This window comes from Bradyrhizobium sp. Kon56 (assembly GCF_055807635.1).
On sequence record NZ_JBVVOU010000001.1, the window covers coordinates 21,310 to 44,346 of the forward strand.

General features: G+C 64.6%; 19 protein-coding genes and 1 pseudogene. 12 read left to right on the forward strand and 8 right to left on the reverse strand.

Features of this window, described 5'->3' with window-relative positions; translation table 11 throughout:
• Positions 1-10: 10 nt before the first annotated feature.
• Positions 11-412, forward strand: coding sequence for a hypothetical protein (locus AC0L3B_RS00090; protein ID WP_473254018.1), 402 nt, complete (start codon positions 11-13; stop codon positions 410-412).
• Between the two features lie 80 nt (positions 413-492).
• Complete coding sequence (locus AC0L3B_RS00095; protein WP_473351676.1) at positions 493-1,029, forward strand: tetratricopeptide repeat protein; 537 nt, start codon at positions 493-495, stop codon at positions 1,027-1,029.
• Positions 1,030-1,066: 37 nt separating this feature from the next.
• Here AC0L3B_RS00095 and AC0L3B_RS00100 read toward each other — a convergent pair whose 3' ends face one another.
• Both AC0L3B_RS00100 and AC0L3B_RS00105 read right to left on the reverse strand, forming a co-directional pair.
• A complete protein-coding gene (locus AC0L3B_RS00100) occupies positions 1,067-1,837 on the reverse strand; it encodes a hypothetical protein (protein WP_473379872.1) in 771 nt (256 codons plus the stop codon).
• Positions 1,838-2,434: 597 nt separating this feature from the next.
• Positions 2,435-3,697 carry an ROK family protein gene (locus AC0L3B_RS00105; protein ID WP_026233544.1) on the reverse strand — a complete coding sequence of 421 codons (1,263 nt, stop codon included), beginning with the start codon at positions 3,695-3,697 and terminating at the stop codon, positions 2,435-2,437.
• A gap of 253 nt (positions 3,698-3,950) precedes the next feature.
• On the opposite strand from AC0L3B_RS00105, the gene AC0L3B_RS00110 reads away from it, so the two are divergent.
• From AC0L3B_RS00110 to AC0L3B_RS00125, 4 genes are all read left to right on the forward strand, one after another.
• Positions 3,951-4,916, forward strand: a complete 966-nt coding sequence (locus AC0L3B_RS00110) for a sugar-binding protein (RefSeq protein WP_085352214.1) — start codon at positions 3,951-3,953, stop codon at positions 4,914-4,916.
• Positions 4,917-4,981: 65 nt separating this feature from the next.
• Entirely contained in the window at positions 4,982-6,508 is a 1,527-nt protein-coding gene (locus tag AC0L3B_RS00115; protein ID WP_473379873.1) for a sugar ABC transporter ATP-binding protein, read from the forward strand.
• Complete coding sequence (locus tag AC0L3B_RS00120; RefSeq protein WP_473379874.1) at positions 6,505-7,566, forward strand: ABC transporter permease; 1,062 nt, start codon at positions 6,505-6,507, stop codon at positions 7,564-7,566. The genes AC0L3B_RS00115 and AC0L3B_RS00120 overlap by 4 nt, the downstream gene beginning before the upstream one ends.
• Positions 7,567-7,703: 137 nt before the next feature.
• Complete coding sequence (locus tag AC0L3B_RS00125; protein WP_473379875.1) at positions 7,704-9,053, forward strand: carbohydrate porin; 1,350 nt, start codon at positions 7,704-7,706, stop codon at positions 9,051-9,053.
• Positions 9,054-9,162: 109 nt separating this feature from the next.
• Here AC0L3B_RS00125 and AC0L3B_RS00130 read toward each other — a convergent pair whose 3' ends face one another.
• A complete protein-coding gene (locus tag AC0L3B_RS00130; RefSeq protein ID WP_085352053.1) occupies positions 9,163-10,050 on the reverse strand; it encodes a VOC family protein in 888 nt (295 codons plus the stop codon).
• A 166-nt stretch (positions 10,051-10,216) separates the two neighbouring features.
• On the opposite strand from AC0L3B_RS00130, the gene AC0L3B_RS00135 reads away from it, so the two are divergent.
• Complete coding sequence (locus tag AC0L3B_RS00135; RefSeq protein ID WP_018458263.1) at positions 10,217-11,404, forward strand: CaiB/BaiF CoA transferase family protein; 1,188 nt, start codon at positions 10,217-10,219, stop codon at positions 11,402-11,404.
• On the opposite strand, the gene AC0L3B_RS00140 is transcribed toward AC0L3B_RS00135, so the two are convergent.
• Positions 11,401-12,186 carry a DUF72 domain-containing protein gene (locus AC0L3B_RS00140; RefSeq protein WP_473379876.1) on the reverse strand — a complete coding sequence of 262 codons (786 nt, stop codon included), beginning with the start codon at positions 12,184-12,186 and terminating at the stop codon, positions 11,401-11,403. The two genes, AC0L3B_RS00135 and AC0L3B_RS00140, sit on opposite strands and share 4 nt — an antisense overlap.
• On the opposite strand from AC0L3B_RS00140, the gene AC0L3B_RS00145 reads away from it, so the two are divergent.
• Positions 12,185-12,496 carry a hypothetical protein gene (locus tag AC0L3B_RS00145; RefSeq protein ID WP_018458265.1) on the forward strand — a complete coding sequence of 104 codons (312 nt, stop codon included), beginning with the start codon at positions 12,185-12,187 and terminating at the stop codon, positions 12,494-12,496. The genes AC0L3B_RS00140 and AC0L3B_RS00145 overlap by 2 nt on opposite strands.
• Positions 12,497-12,502: 6 nt before the next feature.
• On the opposite strand, the gene AC0L3B_RS00150 is transcribed toward AC0L3B_RS00145, so the two are convergent.
• The 4 genes and pseudogenes from AC0L3B_RS00150 to AC0L3B_RS00165 all read right to left on the reverse strand — a co-directional run bounded on the left by AC0L3B_RS00150 (position 12,503) and on the right by AC0L3B_RS00165 (position 17,390).
• Positions 12,503-13,651, reverse strand: coding sequence for an amidohydrolase (locus AC0L3B_RS00150; RefSeq protein WP_247565034.1), 1,149 nt, complete (start codon positions 13,649-13,651; stop codon positions 12,503-12,505).
• 105 nt (positions 13,652-13,756) lie between these two features.
• A complete protein-coding gene (locus AC0L3B_RS00155; protein ID WP_085352056.1) occupies positions 13,757-14,845 on the reverse strand; it encodes a mandelate racemase/muconate lactonizing enzyme family protein in 1,089 nt (362 codons plus the stop codon).
• Between the two features lie 74 nt (positions 14,846-14,919).
• Positions 14,920-16,112: pseudogene (locus tag AC0L3B_RS00160) on the reverse strand (M20/M25/M40 family metallo-hydrolase).
• A gap of 24 nt (positions 16,113-16,136) precedes the next feature.
• Positions 16,137-17,390 (reverse strand): MFS transporter, encoded by a 1,254-nt coding sequence (locus tag AC0L3B_RS00165; RefSeq protein ID WP_377827755.1) that lies wholly within the window; start codon positions 17,388-17,390, stop codon positions 16,137-16,139.
• A 143-nt stretch (positions 17,391-17,533) separates the two neighbouring features.
• Here AC0L3B_RS00165 and xylB point away from each other — a divergent pair, with 143 nt between their 5' ends.
• From xylB to AC0L3B_RS00185, 4 genes are all read left to right on the forward strand, one after another.
• Positions 17,534-18,979, forward strand: a complete 1,446-nt coding sequence (gene xylB, locus AC0L3B_RS00170) for a xylulokinase (RefSeq protein ID WP_473379877.1) — start codon at positions 17,534-17,536, stop codon at positions 18,977-18,979.
• Between the two features lie 210 nt (positions 18,980-19,189).
• Positions 19,190-20,725, forward strand: coding sequence for a sugar ABC transporter ATP-binding protein (locus AC0L3B_RS00175; protein ID WP_473379878.1), 1,536 nt, complete (start codon positions 19,190-19,192; stop codon positions 20,723-20,725).
• On the forward strand, positions 20,718-21,773 hold the full coding sequence (locus AC0L3B_RS00180) for an ABC transporter permease subunit (protein WP_018458272.1): 1,056 nt from the start codon (positions 20,718-20,720) through the stop codon (positions 21,771-21,773). Before AC0L3B_RS00175 ends, AC0L3B_RS00180 begins: the two co-directional genes overlap by 8 nt.
• A 153-nt stretch (positions 21,774-21,926) precedes the next feature.
• Positions 21,927-22,874, forward strand: a complete 948-nt coding sequence (locus AC0L3B_RS00185) for an ABC transporter substrate-binding protein (RefSeq protein WP_018458273.1) — start codon at positions 21,927-21,929, stop codon at positions 22,872-22,874.
• The last annotated feature ends 163 nt before the right edge of the window (positions 22,875-23,037 follow it).

The window sequence follows — 23,037 nt, forward strand, 5'->3', positions numbered from 1 at the left end:
GGAGCGAGAGATGGCCATAAGGTATCTGGTTCTGTTCGCGCCCTTTCTGCTCGGGGGATGTTACGGCCTCGCAGGTCATGACGAGATGGACCGCTACTTCCAGCGTTCGGATACCATCACGATGACCGCCGGCGATGCCAAACAGGTCAACGCCGTCACCCACACCATCCATCCCTGGCCGCGAAACGTGGGTGATCGCAGGATTGCATACGACGCTCGGCGGGTGGGTGCCGCCGTCACGCGCTACGGCAAGACGCAACAGCCGGTGGATCAGCTTCCTGATATCTCGCCTGCGACGAAACTGCTGGGCCAGCAGCCTCCGATCACCCAGAATGTCAATATCGACGGATTGCCGCCTGGATCGAACGCTGGAGTATCGGTGCCGGTCGGCGGCGGGCTAGGAACCAGGTGAAGGAGCCAAAGGGGCTTAGCTTTGGACAATTCGACCAGGATATTTCAACGAGTGCGCCGGGCCAGGCGGGGACAAGGGTTATGCGGCGCATCATCTTAATGCTGATCTATTGCTGCTTGGGGACCGCGCTTGCGGGGTGCGACCAAACATTGAGGGAGGCCGCCATCGTGGCTCCTGTGGATGCGCCGGGCGGAGACCCCGTGCAGGAGCCGACCGACGTCAAATATTACCCCTCGGACGAACCGGTTCGGCTGGGATTAGAGCATTTCAACCGCGGCAGTTACGGGATCTCCCAGCGCTATTTCAAGGACGCCGTCGAGAAATCGCCGAAGGATTTGACGGCCTGGATTGGGCTCGCAGCGAGCTATGACCGGTTGCGTCGTTTTGACCTGGCTGATCAGGCCTATGCTCATGCGATCCGGCTGGGAGGCGAAACTGTTCAGCTACTGAATGATCAGGGATATTCGTACATGCTGCGCGGCAATCTGAACGCGGCGCGGCGAAAGTTCGAGAAGGCTTATTCGCTCGATCCCGGCAATCCGGTCATCGCCAATAACCTCGAGCTTCTCAATGGCAGCCGGCGGTTCATTGAAAGACCACCAAACAACCAGCCATAAGCAATCGACCGGATACTGCGATCACGGCCAGTTCTCGTCAATTTGGCCCAATCACAGCATCAGCGTGACGGCTGCCGCTGCGGATGATGACAATGATGCCATTGCGAACGGTAAATCGCGCGCCGAGCAGTTTCCGCACCTTCTCCGTGATCGGAAAAGGAAAGGGCACGGCTTCTCCTCCGACGGGATCGCCGACCTTGATCGTCTCAGTTGCGGAGCCTGCAACTGGTGCAGGCTTGATATAGTCTCGGATAAGCTGAATCTCTTCACGTGATAGGATGAGCGGAGCCTGGTCAGGACGGGTCTCCGACGGCGGCTTGGATGTTTCACTGCTTGCTTTTTCACGTATCTCATTGGTGCTTGCGATCTGATCGAGCCTGGCTACGCGTAGCTTGAGCGCGATGATGTCACGTTGCAGTGCTGCGATCTCCAATTTGCGCGCGTTGGCCTGCATGAAGACAATGATCGCGCAAACGCAGCTGACGACAAAGCCGACGCTCAGCAATGCGATCAACCACCGCTCAAAGTTTCCCATCGACCGTCCGGCCGTCCGGGGGAGTTGTTCGCGCTGGAGATGGCTCCGCCAGATGCGGCGTGCTCGGTGCATCCAGTCGGTAGAGCCCGTTACGCTTGCCGCCGGCCGGCCTGACCCAAAATGCGCGGGCGACGAGGCGGCTTCCTCTCGAGCCGGATCAACTAACGACGCCGTGTCGACTTGCTCAAGCTCTAGATCCTCGGGGACGCGATCCTCCGTAGGCAGATGAGCGGCAGGGTGGAAGGGATCCATCTGCTTATCGAGCCGGCCCATCTCCATTCTCCGTGGAGCCATCTATCAACTTCAGCAGTTCCGCCGACGCGGATAGAATAGGGTACACGAGGATTGGGTCAATCGGAACGAAAAAGGCGCCAGGCCGCGCCGTGAACCGTTCTGAGGATAGCTTCAGGAGATAGGGCACCAACAGATGCCAAGGTTCGCCCCGCGAATGCACGTTCCGACCACGCGGACCATAGACAGTGCAATGAGGCACCATGTCGTGCGACGAATGCCCAATTTCAGCTGGTTAAGCCCAGGGTGCGACCGGTACGTTATTGGTTGTTCTACCGCTGTGGCTGTCTCTTAATGAGCCGCTTTATCGGGTTCTTCAGACGCTTACGCCAAGGCGCTTGCATGCGTGATAGCGCGCGCCATGACTAAGCGAATCTGAAGGGCAGCTGCGTTGCTCGATCGATCGCTAGCTGGCCCCTTTTCATTTGGAAACACTAGCCAACCTACTGAAATTACTGGAGCGTGTTTCGACCATTTTTTCCAATGCGCCTTGAAATCACTATATAATCGAGCAGGTTTTGATTCCGCCATTCGGAGGTTCGATCCCTCCCGCCCCAGCCAGCGCTTAGCTCTCGGCGCTTACTCGGTCGCTTCCATATGGTTTTGGTCCACGACCCGCAGCGTCCGTCGCACCATGCCCTCGACAATGACCGCCGATTCGCTTGGACGCAGATGGATCGCCGTGGACCTGAGCAGCCATGGCAACACCGCCTGCTCAAGCCGCTCCTCATAGGCGTGGCGCATCATGTCGAATGCCATCAGGCCCGGACCCGCCAGGATGACATGGTGCGGCCGCAGCACGGATATCGTTGCTGCGACCGCCTCGGCGAGCGCGCGACCCGCCTGCAGGAATAGGTGCTCGAGACGCGGATCGCCGCCCAGCGCGCGCTCGCGCAACAGGGCCATCTGTCCCTCCGATGGCTGCTGCGAGTCCGCCGGCGGCAGATCGAGAAAGGTGCGGGCGTCGCGGTAGAGCGCGTAATCGGCAAGATAAGCCTCGATGCAGCCGCGCTGGCCGCAGCGGCATTGCGGCCCGTCCGGCGCCAGCTTGACATGGCCGATCTCGCTGCCGGCGCCCCAGCGTGCTTCACCATCGGCAACGACGCCCATCCCGATGCCGTGACCGACCATGATCGTGGCCGAGAGGCCTTGCGCCAATGCCGGTTCGGCGGCCGTGAGGGCGAGCGCGACCGCGACAGCGTCGTTCGCCATGACGACATCGACGCCGAACGCCTGACGTATCGGCGTCGCCAGATCGACTTCGGTGATCGACAGCGCGGGACTCCACAGTGTCGTGCCGGTGTCGACGTTCACGATGCCTTGCAGCGCAATCCCGATTCCCAACAGCCGATGGCGCGGCGTCGCCGTCGCATCGAGCAGCGCATTGATCTGCGCAATCACGAGATCGCGCAGCGCGCCTGCATCGAGCGCGCGCGTCGACAGTGCAAGTCGCGACTGCGCGACGCCGGAGCCCCGGAAATCCGCGATCAGCGTCTCGATCAGGTTCATGCGCACGGAGACCGCGGCGATGCGCCCGAACTCCGGATTCAGGGTCAGCAGCACGGCCGGCCGGCCGCGGCGGCGGCCATTCAGCCCGTCCGCATCTTCTTCCTCGCCGTCCTCGGACCACGGCGTTGCCGCCGTCTCGCTCTCACAGAGTAGCTCTTCTGCGATCAGCCGCGACGTCAGGCCGGAAACGGCCGGGAAGCTCAGCCCTGTACTCCGGGCGAGCGCCACGCGCGGCAGCGGCCCTTGGCGTCGCAAGACATCGACGAGACGGCCGCGGTTGGATTCACGGGCGGTGTTTGACACGCGTCTGGACGGCTCAATTTGGTCAACCATGCTGCCTCTTTAATTCATCAGGTAAATTTAATTGAGGGATGGGATGCGTGTGTGACCGGAAAAGCACAATCGGATTCGGTTTTCAGCAGCCATATTTACTATTATCGTACCATCTGTACTATTTAGACTTGAAGAAGGGGCAAGTACATCCTGATCCGGCTGGTTTGCCCTGCGACATTTGTTCGCGACGTAAATAAAAGATAGCGCATAAGCGCTGTGAAACCCTGAACGGGGTGGCCCAAGGGAGGTGTACATGAACGAATCGCTGAAAAAACTAATGGTGTCGCTGTTTGCGACCGCAGCTGCGCTGGCCATCGCCACGGGGGCGGCGCAGGCCCAGCAGAAAAAGACCATCGCGCTGGTCACCAATGCCGCGGCCGATTTCTGGACGATCGCCGGCCGCGGGCTCGAAAAGGCTCAGAAGGAGCACCCGGAATACGACATCCAGTTGATCGTCACGAACGAAGCGACGGCGGCGGGCCAGCGGCGCGAGCTGGATGACCTGCTGGTGCGCGGCGTCGCCGGCATCTCCATCTCGGTCGACGATGCGCCGCACGCAACCGAAGAGCTCAACAAGGTTGCGGCCAAGACCGTGTTGATCACGACGGATAGCGACGCGCCGCAGAGCAAGCGTCTCGCCTATATCGGCACCGACAACGTCGCGGCCGGGCGCCAGGCAGGCGAGGAGATCAAGAAGGCGTTGCCGAACGGTGGCAAGATCGCGCTGTTCGTCGGCACGATGGACGCGGACAACGCCCGCGAGCGGGTGCAGGGTATCAAGGACGCGATCGCCGGCACCAAGGTCGAGCTGGTCGACGTGTTCACCGACCAGGTGGACTTCGCCAAGGCCAAGGCGAACATGGAGAACGTGCTGGTCAAATATCCCGACATCGCGCTGTTGTCCGGCCTCTGGAGCTACGAGACTCCGCTGATCTATGACGCAGTCAAGGCGGCGGGCAAGGCCGGCAAGGTGAAGATCGTCGGCTTCGACGAGGATCAGCGCACGCTGCGGGGAATATCCGACGGGACGATCGAGTCCACTGTCGTGCAGCAGCCGTACGAGTTCGGGTATCTCTCCGCCATCAACATCATCAAGACGCTGAACGGCGACAAGTCCTGGATTCCGGCTGATAGCAAGCTGATCGTGCCGACCCAGGTGGTCAGCAAGTCCAACGTTGCGGAGTTTACCGCTCATCTGAAGGAGCTGCTGAAGAAGTGACTTCAGCGTGCTTCACGGCCCGGCCGCCGCGGTGGCCGGGCTTTGGGCGGGAGGGAAGCGGAGACATGGCAGAGACACTGCTGGAGCTCAGCGGGATCAGCAAGACCTATCCCGGGGTCAGGGCGCTCGACGACGTCAATCTGCGCGTCTATCGCGGCGAAGTGTTGGGTTTGATCGGCGAGAACGGCGCCGGCAAATCGACGCTGATGCGCGTGCTGGGTGGCGTGATCGCGCCGAGCGAAGGCGTGATCCGCATCGGCACCAGCGAGTATGCCCGAACCACGGTGACCGAGGCGACGCGGGCCGGCATCGCCTTCGTGCACCAGGAGCTGAACTTGTTCGAGAATCTCGACGTCGCAGCCAACGTGTTCATCGGGCGCGAGAAGCTGATGGGCGGGCCGCTGAAGCTGGTGGACAATGCCGAGATGCGTGCTCGGGTGACCCCGCTGCTGGAGCGGCTGGGTGCCGATTTCGCGCCGGATACGCTGGTCGAAGACCTCTCCATCGCCGAGCGGCAAATGGTGGAGATCGCCAAGGCGCTCTCGATCGACGCCCGCGTGATCATCATGGACGAGCCGACCTCCAGCCTGACGATCTCGGAGACCGAACGGTTGCTGGAGGTGATTGCCGATCTGAAGGCGCACGGCATTTCGGTGATCTATATCTCTCACCGGCTCGGAGAGATCATGACCTGCGCCGACCGCGTCGTGGTGCTGCGTGACGGTCGCACCGTGGGAGAACTGGCCCGGAACGAGCTAAGCCATGCCGCGATGATCCGGTTGATGATCGGTCGCGACCTCAAAGCGCTGCATACCCCGCCGAAACAGGCGCCGCAGCCGGGCGGCTGCGATATCGTCGGCGTCGTGACGTCGGCCTTTCCCGACCGGCAGGTTGATCTTTCCGTGCGGCATGGCGAGATCCTGGGACTGGCGGGGCTCGTGGGCGCTGGCCGCACTTCTCTTGCCCGCGCCGCCTTCGGCATTGACCCGCTGCTGGGCGGCGAGATCAGGATCGACAACGCACCGGTCGCTGTCGCATCGCCGCGCGACGCGATCAGCCAAGGCATCTATCTGGTGCCGGAGGACCGCAAGAAATCCGGGCTCGTGCTGGAGCTGCCTATCCGCGAGAACGTGACGCTGGCGAGCCTGCTGGATCATGCGCGGATGTGGCTGGTCAGCGGCGCGGCCGAGCGCAAGGTCGCGAAAGAGCAGGTGAGGCGCCTCTCCATCAAGGCGCCAAGCATCGATATGGAGGCCGTGACGCTCTCCGGCGGCAACCAGCAGAAGGTCGTGCTCGGCAAATGGCTGTCCATGCAGCCGCGCGTGATGTTCTTCGACGAGCCGACCCGCGGCATCGACGTCGGCGCCAAGGGCGAGATCTACGCGTTGATGCGCGAGCTTGCCGACCAGGGCGTCGCGATCGTGATGATCTCCTCAGACATGGAGGAGGTCATCGGCGTCTCCGACCGCGTGGCGGTCATGCATGAAGGCGGCGTCAGCGGCGTGCTCGAGCGGGAGCAGTTCAGCGAATACAACGTGTTGCGACTGGCCATGGGCCAGGCGCTGGAAACCGCGGAAGCGGCCGCGCCATGATCAGGAAAGAGCTCGGTCTGGCATTGCTGCTGGTGGTGATCGCCGCCATCACGGGCGCGATCAATCCCGCCTTCCTGTCGCTGGTGAACCTCTTGAACATGGCCAATCTGATCGGCCTCTTCGGTGTGTTCGCGCTCGGCGAAGGGCTCGTGATCATCACCGGCGGCATCGACCTGTCGCTCGGCTCGATGTTTGCGCTGCTCGGCGTCGTGTTCGTCGATCTTCTGACGACCTACCAGGTGCCGTGGCCCCTGGCGCTGCTGGCAGTGCTGCTGGGCGGGCTGGTGCTCGGCGGCATCCAGGGGTTCCTGATCACCCGCCTGAAGATGCAGCCCTTCATCGTGACGCTGTGTGGGTTGCTGATCTATCGCGGCGCCGCGCGCTATTACACGAGCGATTCGACCCGTGGCTTCGGTTACGGCGACGAGGCGGCGACACTGAGCAACATCGCCTCGGGCAATTTGGCGGGAATCCCGAACACCTTCATCCTCCTGATCATCCTTGCGCTGATCCTTGGCGTGCTGCTGCACCGCTCGGTCTACGGGCGCTGGCTTTATGCCGTCGGCAAGAACGAGGAGGCGGCACGCTTCTCGGGCATCAACACCAATATCGTGATCGCAACCGCCTATATCATCAGCGGCGGACTCGCCGGAGTTTCGACGGTCTTGTTCGTGTTCTACACGAACTCGGTGTCGCCGAGCTCCTTCGGAAATTTCTACGAGCTCTACGCGATTGCGGCCGCCGTGCTGGGCGGGTGCAGCCTGCGCGGCGGCGAGGGGTCCATTCTCGGTATCGTGCTGGGCACGGCGCTGCTGCAGGTGCTGCAGAACCTGGTGAATATCCTGGGCATCCCGAATTCGCTGAACTTCGCGGTGATGGGCACGGTCATTCTGATCGGCGTGTTGGCGGATCAGCAATTGCAGGCGCGACGGCGGCGCAAGCTGGCACTGACCGGCGTCGCCCGCACCGCGCCGAAATCGACATTGGCGGAGCAAGTCCAGGGCGCGTCACCGCGCCCCGCGGATGCATTGCCGGCGAGAACGGTTGATCGGGCATGACAGATCCACGCTCCAGTTGACACAAGGCTGCCTGGTCGGCGGCCGCTGGGGGAGGGAGCGCGTTCCAGGCTCGAGGGCTTTGGGCAGGGGCGTGAGGCGAAACAAGCAAAGCCTGAGACGGCGGGAGGACGAGTAAAATGTTGCGCAGGTTTATGAACACCGCAGGGGTGTGCGGTGTGGGGATTGCTTTCTCATCGCTGTTTTGCGGTGGAGTGTATGCGGCCGACTTTTCGACGAAAGCTGCGCCTGTTCCGTATGCTACGGCTGACGACTTCTGGACGAGACCGTATCTGTTCGGCGATCTCGGCAGGACCAGGCTGAAGGAGCAGGGCATCGACATCGGCCTGACGCTCGGCAACGAATCCGTCGGCAACGTCTCGGGTGGAAGCAGGAACACCGCAGCCAACGCCGGCCAGTTGTGGTTCGGCGCGAAGCTGGACATGGGAAAACTCGCCGGCATTCCCGGCGGCACCGTCGGTCTCACGCTGGTCGACCGCTTCGGCAAGAATCTGAATACCGAAGCGGACATTCCCGCCCTGCAGCTGACCAACGAAGTGTTCGGCCGCGGCAATATTCTGCGCCTGACGCAGCTCTATTACTCGCAGAAGCTTTTCGATGACCGCCTTGAACTCAAGGGCGGCCGTCTTCCGGTCGGCTCCGACTTCTTCTTCGGCCTGTGCGAGTTCATCAACCTGACCTTCTGCGGCGGTCAGCCCGGCAACATCCAGGGCGGCTACATCTACAATTGGCCGGTGAGCCAGTGGGCCGGTGTCGTCCACTACAAGATCGCGCCGGAATTCACGGTGTCGGTCGGTGTCTACGATGCCAATCCGGGTTACCTGACGACGTCAGACCCGGGCGTCTACTTCTTGCCCGGCATTCCCGCCCCGAACCCCGCCAGTGGCGTGATGGTGCCGGTGGAGTTGGTCTGGACGCCGAAGGGCCCCTTGACCGGGACCTGGAGACTCGGCGGCTGGTACGACAGCGCCTCGTCCATTGATGGCGGCCTTCCGGGTGTTATCGGCACCATCCCGGGCGTCGGTGGTGTGCCCGATCAAAATATCAGCGATCAACGCGGCCGCTACGGTGTCTACGAATCGATCCTGCAACGATTGACCGTTGACGGTCCCGGTGCGGTAGGTTGGTACACATTCCTCAATACGACCGTCGCCGATCACCGGACCTCGTACCAGGATTACCAGATCGCCCTGGGCTTCAGGCATACCGGAACGTTCTCCTGGCGTCCCCAGGACGAAGTCGGCTTCGCGGTCGGCACGACGCACGTGAACACGGCTGCCCTCAGTCCGAACGCCGGCGGCAACGAAGTGCCGCTTGAAGTCTGGTACGGATGGCAGGCGACCGGCTGGCTGAACCTCAAGTTCGACGCTCAGTATGTCATCAATCCCGGTGGGCGCGGCTATAACGCGGCGGGCGTGAAGACCGACAACGCCGTCGTTCTTGGCATGCGCACCGAGGTCCACTTCTGACGGGACGCTCACCCGTCTGATGCGAAAGGTGGGGCATGCCCGTCCCACCGGAGCGCACGCAACGTGTGGCGGCTCCACTCAGCGGAGCCGCCCGGGACTTGGTTATCACCTATCCCTCGTATTGATCCGGTCCCATCGCCCAAGACGCCTGATCGTGACCGAACGCGTAATTGCGGTTGTTGATCGCCGGATTGCGATTGACCATCGGCCGCATGAACATCGGGTGGGTGGCGCTGCGCACCTCGTGCTCGACCGTGAACAGCGGCTTGCCGCTGTCGAGATCGACGATGTCGCAGAAGCGGTACTGGTACTGATTGTCCTCGCGCGAGATCAAATCGCGCGCCAGCAGCTTGCGGTAAGGGCCGGAAAAATCGGTGATGTACATCTGCACATGGTGGCCGTCATAGTCGCCTTGCGGCCGATCGGTCTCGCGAAACAACAGATGCTGGTCGCGGCCGGTCTTCACGGCGGCAACCGTACCGTCGCCGTTCCGTAACTCGGATGGCATGCCCATGATCTCGGGGTAGAAGGCGCAGATGCGAGCGGCCGATCCCACCGGCACGTCGAACTCGACATAGGGAACGCCGAGCGCGACACGGCCGAAGCGCGCGGCGTCGGGCTCGTAGCAGCGCAGGCGGTTGCCCCACGGACAAATCGCCTCGACATGGTCGTTATGCTCGGCGAAGGCGAACGCGGTGCCCTCGAGCTTATTGGCGACCGACGCCAATCGGGCCAGCAGCGCCTCGCGGCCCGCGATGACGAGTCCGACATGACCGCGCAGCACCTGCGGCCGGCCGCTCGGCAAATGAAACTGGCTCCGTCCGGCGTTGATCCACATGTTGGTGTCGGACACCATCAGATACGGATCGCGGGTGAGCCCGAGACCTGCGACATAGAACAGCGTGGCGAGGCGCTGGTCCGGGACCTGGATGTTGACGTGCTCGAAATGGATCGCGTTGCCGAGATCTTCTTTGGATCGATCGAATTGTTGCGGCATGGACGGGGCTCTGATGGGGGAGGGACAGGTCCATACTAGAGCACAATTTCCGCCAGTCGAAATGATTCGCCGATCACATCTCGAGGGTGGGGCATGGCGTCCATTGCCACCTTGCCGCAAATGCCAATCCCTGTAAGCTGACAAAAAGCACAAAGGAAAGAGATCGATGGGAGGGGTTCTGGCGGGCGTCCGCGTTCTTGATTTCGGGCGCTATATCGCGGGGCCCTATTGCGCGACCTTGCTGGCCGAATTCGGCGCCGAGGTCATTCGCGTGGAGAAGCGCGACGGCAGCGAGGATCGTTTCGTGGCGCCGGTCGGCGAAACTGGCGAAGGCGCGCTGTTTCTTCAAGTCAACCGCAACAAGAAGTGCCTCACGCTCGATCCGATGAAGCCGGAAGGACAGGAGGTGATGCGCCGCCTGATTGCGACCGCGGACGTGGTCGTCGCCAATTTGCCGCCGCAGACCTTGGGCGCGATGAAGCTCGACTACGATTCGCTCAAGGCGATCAAGCCGGACATCATCCTGACGACGGCCACCGCGTTTGGCGGGCCGGGGCCATGGTCCGACCGTGTCGGCTTCGACGGTGTCGGCCAGGTCATGTCGGGCTCGGTGTACATGACGGGCGCCGGCGATCCACCCTACCGGGCCGCGGTCAACTGGGTCGATTTCGGGACCGCGCTACATTGCGCGTTCGGCACGCTCGCCGCACTGATCGAGCGCGGCAAATCCGGGCGCGGGCAGATCGTCGAGGGCGCGTTGCTCGCAACCGCCTTGTCCTTCACCAACGCGACGCTGATCGAGCAGGCCGTCATCAACGTCAATCGCGTGCCGACAGGCAATCTCGGCCAGACCGCGGCGCCCGCCGACATCTACCGCACCAGGGACGGCTGGGTGCTGTGCCAGGTCACGGGGCATCCGCTGTTCAAGCGCTGGGCGAAACTGATGGGCGAGGAGGAGGTCTGGCTGAACGATCCGCGCTTTGCCGACGACATCAGCCGCGGCAACAATGGCCCTGTCATCAGCGAGCGCATGGCGCGCTGGTGCGCCGAGCGCACCACGCAGGAAGCCGTCGACACCCTGGGCAAGGCCATGATTCCGACCGGCCCCGTGCTGAGCCCGCAGCAGGCGCTGGATCATCCGCACGTCCGCGCCGCCGGATTCATGCAGGACGTCGACTATCCAGGTCTGCCGAAGCCCGCACCGGTGGCACGCGCCGCCGTCCGCCTGTCGGAAACGCCCGGCGAAATCGCGATGCGCCCGCCCACGCTCGGCGAGCATACCGATCTTATCCTGACCGAGCTCGGCTACGACAAGGCCGCGATCGCGGCGCTCCGGCAAGGCGGCATCGTCTAGCGGTGAACAACGGCACCTGCACGGCGGCTTGCCGTCGTGATCGCCGCGCGTTGCCGCACGCTGAGCAATTGCTTCAACGCCTGTGCATCGGCCGGCGCCGCGCTCTTCTGGTCGTTGTCGAAATAGACGTAGACGTCGCAGCCCTGCCGCTTCCAGGATTTGATGCGCCGCGCCCATTGCGCCAGCGTGGGTTTCGTATAGTGCCCGTGATAGCGCCCGCTGGGCCCGTGCCCGCGCACATAGACGAAATCCGCCGTGCGCTTCCATGGCGCGGGCGCGTCGTGATGATCGGACAGGCACAGCGAGATGTTCTCGTCGGCCAGCATCCGCAAGATGCGCGGCTGATACCAGCTCGGATGACGGAATTCGAAACTGTAACGCCGCTTCCGCGACAACAGCTTGAAGAAGCCGGCGAGGCGGTCCGCGTCGGCCTCGAATTGCGGCGGGAGCTGGAACAGGATCGGGCCGGCCTTGCCGCCGAGCCGTGAGATGCGATCCTCCAGCAGTTCGAGGCTGTTCACCGAGCGATCCGACAGGCGCTTCCAGTGCGTGATGAATTTCGAGGCCTTCCAGGCAAAGACGAAATCGCGGCCGGTCTGCTCCCGCCAACCCTCGACGGCCTCCGGCGTCGGGGTGCGGTAGAACACCCCGTTCAGCTCGGTGGTGTCGAACTGTCCGGCGTAGTAGCTCAGCTGCTGCTTCAGCGTCACGCCCTTGGGAAAGAACGGGCCTCGCCAGGAGGCGTAATGCCAGCCGGAAGTTCCGATCAGAACGCGCGCCATGTTCGACGTGTCCATCCATTGCGATTTGCCGGATGGGAACGTCCGTGCGGCCGATACGTTGCTCGTGAGCTTGATCAACGCAGGACCGGAACCGATGTACGCGCTGTTCGAAGGCAACAAGCAGATCGGCGATCCCTTTCCGACGGAGAAGGAGGTGTGGGAAGCCGCCTTGATCGAGGGGCTGGTAACCGACGTACCGGTCGCGGACGAGGAGGGCGGCCGCCTTCTGCCCGCCGGCTATCACGTCGCGCAGGTCGAGGAGACGTTCGAGCCGAAGCCCGGCTGGAAGTTGCCGCGCGAGATATCGTGAGCGGGCCTAGTTCGAGGCCAGCGCCGCCTTGGCGACTTCCGCCATCCAGCTCGATGCCACCGGCAGGATCGCGTCGTTGAAATCATAGCGCGGGCCGTGCAGCTCGGCGCCATCCCGCAATTCGCCATTGCCGATCCAGACGAAGGCGCCCGGACGCCGCGAGAGATAGTGGGCAAAATCCTCGCCGGCCATGCTGGGCGCGAGGTCGCGCCGCAACTCGGCCCGTACCGTGTCCGCCGCGAGGCGCGCGAGATCCGCTTCTGCCGGCGTGTTGATGACCACGCCGACGCCAATGACGATCTCGGGCGTGACCTTGACGCCGAAGCTCGTGGCAATCCCGGCGCAGATCTGTTCGATCCGCGCCAAAACGGTGTCCTTCACCGCATCGCGATGGTAGCGCAGCGTGCCGCCGATCGAGACGCGTCCGGCGATTTGGTTGCGTGCCGTGCCGCCTTCGAGCGTGCAGAGCGAGAGCACGGCGGTGTCGAGCGGATCGACGCTGCGCGAGACGATCGATTGCAGCGCCACGATCAAATGGCCGGCCGCCATCACCGGATCGCGCGTCAGATGCGGCATGCCGGCGTGACCGGCATGGCCATCGATGGTGATGGTGATGCGCCCGCCGGAGGCCATGACGACGCCGTCATGGACCGCGATGGTGCCGGCGGCGAGCCCCGGCCAGTTGTGAAAGCCGAACACCCGTTGCATCGGAAAGCGGTCGAACAGCCCGGCCGCGACCATCGCGCGCGAGCCGCCATAACCTTCCTCGGCCGGCTGGAAGATGAAATCGACCGTCCCGCTCCAGCTGGTGTCGGCGGCGAGCAGCGCGGCCGCGCCGAGCAGCGAAGCGGTATGCCCGTCATGGCCGCAGGCATGCATCACACCGGGGTTTTGCGAAGCGTAAGCTAGCCCCGTATCTTCGGTGATCGGCAGCGCATCCATGTCGGCGCGCAGGCCGACGCGGCCCTGGGCGTGGCCGCGCGTCAGGGTCGCGACGATGCCGTGACCGCCGATGTTGGCCTCGAAGGAAATGCCGAGCTCGGTGAGCTTGTCCTGCACGAAGGCCGCGGTGGCTTTCTCCTGGAGCGACAGTTCGGGATGCGCATGCAAATGCCGGCGCCACGCGGTCAGTTTCTGGTGCAGCTCGGGGATCAAGGCGGGAATCTCTCGGCTTGTGTGTCGGCGTCGACACCATAGCCGAATAACCGCAGCTTGCATCAAGCCTCAGCGAATGCCTCGCGTGCAGCAACGCGCTCCCGTCTACGCCGACAGCTTCGCCAGCCCGTCCCAATCGAAGCTGATGCCGTGGCCGATACGGTCCGGCGCGAGCGCAAGCCCGTCCTGCAGCACCAGTGGATGCTCGATAAATTTGTCGAGCCCAAAACCGTGCGCCTCCAGATACGACCGGTTCGGGCAGGCCGCGAGCAGGTGCACGGTGACGTCATGCGCGCCATGGCTGGTGACGGGCAGGTTGAACGCCTCCGACAGCCGCCCGATCTTCATGAAGGCGGAGACGCCGCCGCAATTGGTGACGTCAGGCTCGGGATAGGACACCGCGCCCGCGACGATGTAGTTCTTGAACTCCCAAAGCGAACGTAAATTCTCGCCCGCCGCGATCGGCACGCCGCCGGCCTGCATGATGCGAGTGTGGCCCGCGACGTCATCGGGAATGATCGGCTCCTCGAGCCAGGTGAGGTCATACGGTTGGAACGCGCGGGCGGCGCGGATCGCTTCCTCGACCGTCCATTTCATGTTGGCATCCACCATCAACGGAAAGCCGTCACCGAGATGCTGTCGCATCGCCGCGACCCGCGCCACATCCGATTTGAGATCGGGGCGGCCGGCCTTCATCTTGATGGCGCGAAAGCCCTTGCTGAGATTGCCGTCAGTCTGCGCGAGCAGTGCATCGACGGAGAGATCGAGATCGATGCCGCCCGCATAACACGGCACGCGCGCGTCGAATCCGCCGAGCAACTGATACAGCGGCAATTGCGCGCGCCGCGCCTTCAAATCCCACAGCGCGATGTCGAGTGCCGAGAGCGCCAGCACCGCTGGCCCGCCGCGCCCGCCATAATGCAGTGCCCACCAGACCTGGTGCCAGATCGCCTCGGTATCATCGGCCTCGCGGCCTTCGACGAGCGGCGGGATCTCGCGCTTGAGGATGTCGGCGACGGCGCCGCCATTGCGTCCGACCGTGTAAGTGTAGCCGACCCCCTCGGCGCCATCGGCATCCCGGATGCGGCAGGTGATCAGCTCGAACGCCGCCATGTCGCCATGCATCGAGTCCGACAGCGTGACGGGAAGGGGGATCCGGTAGAATCCGGTCTCGATGGTCGAAATGCGCGGCATGCGGCCTCCCTGCGTTTTCTTTGCAGGCTAGGCCGACGCGCACCGCCCGGCAAGCGCGCGCCATGCAAGGCAGCTCACCGCATCGTCGCGAGCTGCACGGCCAGCGCGCAGGCGCGGTCGTATTCGTCGAGATTGATCCACTCGTCGATCGTGTGCACCTCGTTCTGGCCGGCGCCGAAGGTCACGGTCGGAACGCCGTGGCGGACCATCCAGTTGGCATCGAGGCCGCCATTGGCGGTGCGCACGTTCGGGGTGCCGCCGACGGCGGACACGGCCTCCACCGCGCGTTTGACGACAGGAAGGTTGTCCTTCATGCGGAACGGGAAATAGTCGGTCTCGGCCTTGAACTTGACCTTGCCGGACTTGCCTTGCGCGTTGGTGACTTTCTTGGCCGCCTTCTCGAACGCGGCCTTGTAGGCTTTTGTGATCTCCTTGAAGAACTTTCCGTCATGGCTGCGGCTTTCGCCGCGACATGGACGTAGTCGGTGACGACGTTGGTGGCGTCGCCCGCAGGCCTTCCCTCGCCGCCGGTGACGGGGCCGACATTGCTGGTGCCTTGCTGCTTGCGCTTGACCACCTTGCCGAACCAGCCGCCGGCCTTCACGTCGGCGAGCGCAAGCGCGAGGATCATGGTCGAGGAGATGCCGCGCTCCGGCGCGACGCCGGCATGCGAGGCGCGGCCGAAGATTTCCACGGTCCAGCGGTCGGCACCCACGGCGCCGATGACGACGTTGGAGGCCGAGCCGCCGTCATAGTTGAAGGCCATCACCGGCGAGCCGAGCTCGTCCAGCTTGACGTGGCGCGCGCCATAGAGCCCGCTCTCCTCGCGCACGCAGAACAGCAGCGTGATCGGCGGATGATCGAGTTGTTGCTTTTCGAGCTCGGCCGCCAGCGTCACCAGCACGCCGCAGCCGCAGCGATTGTCGCCGCCGAGCGCGGTCTTCGCATCATTGACGATCTTGCGACCCGACTTTTTCGGCTTGGCGCCGGCGCATAGCGGCACGGTATCCATGTGGGTCATGAACATGATGCGCGGCTGGTTGTGCAGCGCGCCGCGGCCGGGCAGGTCGACGATGAGGTTGCCGGTCTCGGTCGGCACCGGAATGCGGGTATTGGCGTCGTCGAGCCGGATCGCTTTCGCCGGCACGCCGCTCTCCTTCAGCGCAGCCGTGAGCTCACGCCCGATCGCGGCCTCCTGTCCGGTGACGCCCTCGACGGCGAGAAAGCGCAAGAGGCGGTCGGCGGCGGCTTTGGTGTCGACAGGCATGAGATGTCCCCTTGATGCAGGGCTCTACTCTATCGTCGGTCTTGGCGAGGTATAGACCAAAAAGATCAGCGCGCCGATGCCAAGCATGGCTGCCATGAAAAGCAGCACCGCCGGCAACCCTGCAAACGCCGCCACCGCACCGGTGATCGATTGCATCAGCGCCGCGCCGAGGAAGAAGGCGAGGTTGATCGCCGCGAGCGCCTTGCCCGCAACTTGGGCGTCGACCAGCTGCCGCGACATGCCGAACAGCAGCGGCTGTGCGGAAGTGGCAAGCCCGATGAGCACGAACAGCACGAGGTCGTATTGCGGCGGCATCACCGCAACACCAGACAACACGGAAATGGCATAGCGCGGGGCCCCTAACGCCATCAGCGCCAGCAGCAATGCCCCGACGAGGTGCGTTCCCGCCACCAGCGCGCGGCGGCGTCCCAGCCTGCGGTCGATCATGCCGATGACAAGCGGACCTGCGATCATGGCCAGCGTGAACGCGCCGAGCTGGTTGCCGGCCTCGACCCGCGACAATCCCTTGACCTGCATCAGCCACGGTCCGCCCCACAGGCCGCGCAGCACCAGCGAGGTCGCAAGCGACACCAGGGCCAGCGCGATCAGGCCGCGCAAGGGCCGCGACAGTCCGAGCCTGAGCACCTCGATCATCTGCGACAGCGGCGAGGACTCGTCCTTGTGCTCGGCCGGCTGGCTCGGCACCAGCAGGAACACCGCGAGCGCCACGGCGACGCCGCCGAGCGCCGAGATCCAGAACCCGGCGCGCCAGCCGCAAGTGTCGACCACGAAGGCGAGCGGACTCGACGACAACAGCATGCCGATATTGCCGATCGAGAGGATCGCGCCCGACCACAGCCCAAAGCGCGCGGCCGACAATTGCTTGGCCGCCAACGTCATCGGGCACATCAGCATGCCGGAGGTGGCAATGCCCAGCAGCACCTGCCCGATGGCGAAGCTTTCGGGTCCCGTTGCGAACCCGGACGCGATGGCGCCGACCACGGTTCCCGCGAGCAGGCTCAGCGACACCGGCCGCACGCCAAAGCGGTCCATCGCCGCACCGACCGGGATCTGCGCGGCCGCAAACGCGAACGGGTAGACCGAGGTGAGGCTCGCCAGCGCCTGCGGTTCGATGCCGAAATCCGCCGCCATCAGGTCGAGGCTGACCGCCGGAATGGTGCGCAGCAAGGTCGAGAGCATGTGCCCGCAGGCCAGCGCAAGCAGCGCAAAGATCAGCGCGCGGGTGGCTCCCGCGTCGTGGGTGGCGGCGGTGGTCATGGGCGTTGCGTCCCGGCAAGGTTTCGGGTGGGGTTACATGATTGACGGGTGCATGCCAACATCGGGACCGCCATGGCCGCAATGTCGTGGATGCACAAGGCAACGGACGCGCAAGATCCTAAACGTGCAAGGCTAGTGACATCATGTATCTCGGCATCGACCTCGGCACCTCCGCCGTCAAAATCGTTCTGGTCGACGACGCGCAGCGCGTGGTGGCGAGCCGCAGCCGGTCACTGACGGTCTCCTCGCCGCGTCCCGGCCATTGCGAGCAGGACCCGGCACAGTGGATCGAGGCGACGTTCGCGACGCTGGACGCGCTGAAGGCGGATCACGCGCGCGAGCTGGCCGAGGTCGAGGGCATCGGCCTGTCCGGCCAGATGCACGGCGCGACGCTGCTCGACGCCAGCCACAGGCCGTTGCGGCCGTGCATTCTCTGGAATGACGGACGGTCCTTTGCGGAATGCGCCGAGCTGGAGCGGCGCTGGCCCGCCTTGCGGACCACGACAGGCAACAAGGCGATGCCGGGATTCACCGCGCCAAAATTGCTGTGGGTCGCCAGGCACGAACCGGAGATCTTCGCGGCGACAAAACTCGTGCTGCAACCAAAGGCCTATCTGCGCCTGGTGCTGACCGGCGAGGCGATCGAGGATGTCTCAGACGCCTCGGGTTCGCTGTGGCTCGATGTTAGCAGCCGCGATTGGTCGGATGAAGGACTCGCCGCGACCGCGCTATCGCGCCGGCAGATGCCCCGTCTGGTCGAGGGCTGCGCGCCGGCTGCACGGCTGCGGAGCGAGTTGGCGCAGCGCTGGGGCATGACCGGGCGGCCGATGATCGCGGGCGGGGCCGGCGACAATCCGGCGGGAGCCATCGGCATCGGCGCCATCAATCACGGGGCAGCCTTCATTTCGCTCGGAACCTCCGGCGCATTGCTGGTGCCGACCGAGACGATCGCGGCCAATCCGGAGCGGGTCGTGCACACGTTCTGTCACGCCGTCCCCGACAGGTGGATTCAAGCCGGCGCGATCCTCTCGGCGGCATCGTGCCTGGCCTGGATCGCGCGGCTGTTGGGGATCCCTGAGACTGAGCTGCTGGCGCCGCTCGGGTTGCGCCCGCGGGCGCCGTCGCCGGTCAGCTTCCTGCCGTACCTCTCCGGCGAACGCACCCCGCACGATGACCCCGACGTGCGCGGCATGCTCGATGGGATCAGTCACGCCACCGATCGTGACGCGATCGTGCAAGCCGTGCTCGAAGGCGTCGCCTTCGCGCTTGCGGATTGCCGGGACGTGCTGGCCGAGACCGGATTGGTGATCGCGGAGGCGGATGTCATCGGCGGCGGCTCACGGTCGCGGTTCTGGCTTTCGGTGCTGGCCAATGTCCTGAACGTGCCGGTGCATTGCTTTGCCGACGGCGAGACGGGCGCGGCGTTCGGTGCGGCGCGGCTTGGCCGCCTCGCCGTCACCGGTGAGGCGATCGACGCCGTCTGCACCGCGCCACAGCGCGTCGAGACCTTCGAGCCCGACGGCGCGCTTGCGCAGGCCTATGCCGAGCGGCTGCCGCAATGGCGCCGCCTGTACCGGCCGCGGCGCTGATCGCGATACGCGATGATGTGGCGAAGAAAAGGCATCACGCGCGGGATCGGTTCCGTCTGCAAAAGATAAAAGCAGCGCCGGACCGTTGGTCGGTATGCCGGAGGTATTGCCCTGCGCCACAACCTTTTGTTTAATGCTTGCGCGCGCGCCAGGGACCAACGAGACGCGGGTGAGAGTGCGATGCCGCCGTCGGCGCATCGGGGAGGTGTGATGAGCGAGCCCATCCTCGAGATGCGCCGGGTCTCTAAATCGTTCTTCAGCATCAAGGCGCTGCGCGACGTCGACCTCACCGTCTACGCGGGCGAAATCCACGCTTTGATGGGCGAGAACGGCGCCGGCAAATCCACCCTGATGAAGATCCTGTCGGGCGCCTACCGGCCGGACCCGGGCAGCGAAATCCGCATCGACGGCCAGCCCGTGCAGATCAGCGGTCCGCTCGGCGGCCGCGCAGCCGGCATCGCGATCATCTATCAGGAACTCTCGCTCGCCCCCAACCTGAGCGTTGCGGAGAATATCTATCTCGGTCGCGAGGTCTCCCGCGGCGGCTTGCTGGCGCGCGAGGCGATGCAGGCCGGCGTCGGTCCGATCCTGGCGCGGCTCGGCGCGGATTTCACGCCGCAGACGCAGGTCGCCAATCTCTCGATGGGCCAGCGCCAACTGGTCGAGATCGCGCGCTCGCTGCACGCCCGCTCCAGGATCCTGATCATGGACGAGCCGACCACCGCGTTGTCGGCCGGTGAGAGCGAAAGGCTGTTCGCGCTGATCCGCCAGCTGCGCGCCGAAGGTCTCGCCATCATCTACATCTCGCATCGCATGGACGAGGTCTATGCGCTCGGCGACCGCGTCACGGTGCTGCGTGACGGCACGCTGGTCGGCTCGCTCGACAAGGCAGACATCCGTGCCGACACCATCGTCCGGATGATGGTGGGACGCGACGTCTCGTCCTTCTACAAGAAGGAGCATGATCCCAGGAACGATCCCAACGCGCGCTCGGGAGCTCCCGTGCTTGCGGCCGTCGACATCGCCGACGGCAGGCGCGTCAAGGGATGTTCGCTGACGGTGCATGCGGGCGAGGTGGTAGGGCTTGCCGGCCTGGTCGGCGCCGGCCGCACCGAGCTTGCGCACCTCATCATCGGCGCCGCGCCCATGATCTCCGGCCATGTCGAGATCGACGGGCGCGAGGTCTCCATCCGCACGCCCGGCGAGGCGCTGGACGCCGGCATCGCCTATCTCACCGAGGACAGGAAGGCGCTCGGCCTGTTCCTCGACATGTCCTGTCTCGACAACATCAATCTCGCGGTGCTCGGCCGCGACGCGAAATTCGGCGGCATCCTCGATCGCGACAAGGCCCGCGACCGCGCCAAGCGCGCGTTCGCGGGGCTCGGCATCCGCGCTGCGAATGTCGGTGTTCCCGCTGGCGGGCTCTCGGGCGGCAACCAGCAGAAAGTGCTGCTGTCGCGGCTGCTCGCGATCGGCCCGAAGATCCTGATCCTCGACGAGCCGACGCGCGGCGTCGACGTCGGCGCCAAGTCCGAGATCTATTCGATCATCGACAATCTCGCGAAGTCGGGCACCGCGGTTCTCGTCATCTCGTCCGACCTGCCCGAGATCATCGGCATCTGCGACCGCGTCATCGTGATGCGTGCAGGACATATCGCCGGGCAGATCCGGCGCGACGCGACATCGCCGCTCAATCAGGAGGAGATCATGGCCCTCGCCACCGGAACGGAGCAGCTCGATGCCTGAGAACGGCGCTTCCGCCAACACCGCCCCCGCCAAAGCCGTCCCCGTCGCGCCCGGTCTTGCCGCCGCGCAGGAGACGAAGCGGCAGCGGACGCGGATGATCATTCGCGCGGTCGGCATGCTGCCGGTGCTGCTGCTCTTGTGCATCGGCTTTCACGTGCTGTCGGACGGCCGCTTCTTCACCGGCCAGAACATCGGCATCGTGGTGCAGCAGTCCGCGGTCAATACCGTGCTGGCCGCAGGCATGACCTTCGTCATCCTCACCGGCGGCATCGACCTGTCGGTCGGCTCCATCTTGGCGGCGGCGGCGATGGCCGGGCTGATCATCTCCAAATTTCCAGATCTCGGGGCGCTGTGGTTGCCGGCCGCGGTGCTCACCGGCACCGTCTTCGGCATTCTCAACGGCGGCTTGATCGCGCTGTTGCGCCTGCCGCCCTTCATCGTCACGCTGGGATCGTTGACCGCCGTGCGCGGCGCGGCGCGCCTGCTCGGCGCCGACACCACGGTGTTCAATCCGTCGATCCCCTATGCCTTCATCGGCAACGGTGCTCTGACCCTCATTCCCGGCGTATTGTCGATTCCCTGGCTCTGGGTGATCGCGTTGCTGGTCATCCTGGTGTCGTGGCTGGTGCTCAAGCGCACCGTGCTCGGGGTGCACATCTACGCGGTCGGCGGCAATGAGAGCGCGGCGCGGCTCGCCGGCATCAAGGTCTGGGCCGTGTTGATTTTCGTCTATGGCGTGTCCGGCCTGCTCGCGGGCCTCGGCGGCGCGATGCAGGCAGCGCGCCTCTACGCCGCCAATGGCCTGCAACTCGGCCAGTCCTACGAACTCGACGCCATCACCGCCGTGATCCTGGGCGGCACCTCCTTTGTCGGCGGCATCGGCTCGATCTGGGGAACGCTGGTCGGCGCGCTGATCATTGCCGTGCTGTCGAACGGCCTGATCCTGATCGGCGTGTCCGACGTCTGGCAATATGTGATCAAGGGTCTGGTCATCATCGGCGCGGTGGCGCTGGACCGCTATCGGCTGCAGGGCTCGGCTCGGACTTGAGAGCATGATCCGAAAAAGTGCGAAGCGGTTTTTCGAAAGGATCATGCTCAAACAAGGAGCATGAAAATGCAGCCGGCACCGCGCCGTCATGTTCATTCCGTCACGGCAACTGGTCGCCGCGCCGGAGCTTCAAACAGACCAGGGAGGAAGCCAATGTTGAAGTCGATCTCGCTTGCCGGCGCCGCGATGGCGCTCGTCCTGAGCTCCGCGCCGTCCTACGCCAAGGAGCTTAAGTCGATCGGCATTTCGCTGGGCTCGCTCGGCAATCCGTTCTTCGTCGCGTTGTCGAAGGGCGCCGAGTTCGAGGCCAAGAAGACCAACCCCAACGTGAAGATCACGACGGTGGGCTTCGAATATGATCTCGGCAAGCAGGTCACCCAGATCGACAATTTCATCGCCGCCGGCGTCGACCTGATCCTGCTCAACCCTGGCGATCCCAAGGCGATCGGACCAGCGATCAAGAAGGCGCAGGCCGCCGGCATCGTCGTCGTTGCCGTCGACACCGCGGCCGAAGGCGCCGACGCCACGGTGACCACCAACAACGTCCAGGCCGGCGAGATCTCCTGCCAGTACATCGTCGACAAGCTGGGAGGCAAGGGCGACGTGATCATCGAGAACGGCCCGCAGGTCTCCGCGGTGATCGATCGCGTGGTCGGCTGCAAGAACGTGCTCGGCAAGAATCCCGGCATCAAGGTCCTGTCCAGCGACCAGGACGGCAAGGGCTCGCGCGAAGGCGGCCTCACGGTGGCGCAGGGCTATCTGACCCGCTTCGCCAAGATCGACGCCATCTTCGCCATCAACGACCCGCAGGCGATCGGCACCGACCTCGCCGCGCGCCAGCAGCAGCGCACCGGCATCGTCATCACCGCGGTCGACGGCGCCCCCGACATCGAAGCGGCCCTCAAGGACCCGCAGGCGACGCAGATTCAGGCCTCCGCCTCGCAGGACCCGTTCTTCATGGCCCGCCGCGCCGTGCAGGTCGGCGTCAGCATTCTCAACGGCCAGAAGCCGGCGTCCACGGTTGAGCTGCTGCCGTCGAAACTCGTGACGCGCGACAATGTCGGCGAGTACAAGGGCTGGACCTCGGATCGGTCGCAGTAGCGGGCGAGAGGCGGCCGGCGCCGGATGCGGCGCTGGTCGGCTCGCGTGGCACCAGCGGAAGATGTGGCAGCGATCCCTGCAGGATGGCCCCGTTCGCATATCACCAAAGCGGCCTGCGGAACCCGCAGGAGGTCCGGGTCTCCTTGTCGGCGCCGCGCATGCG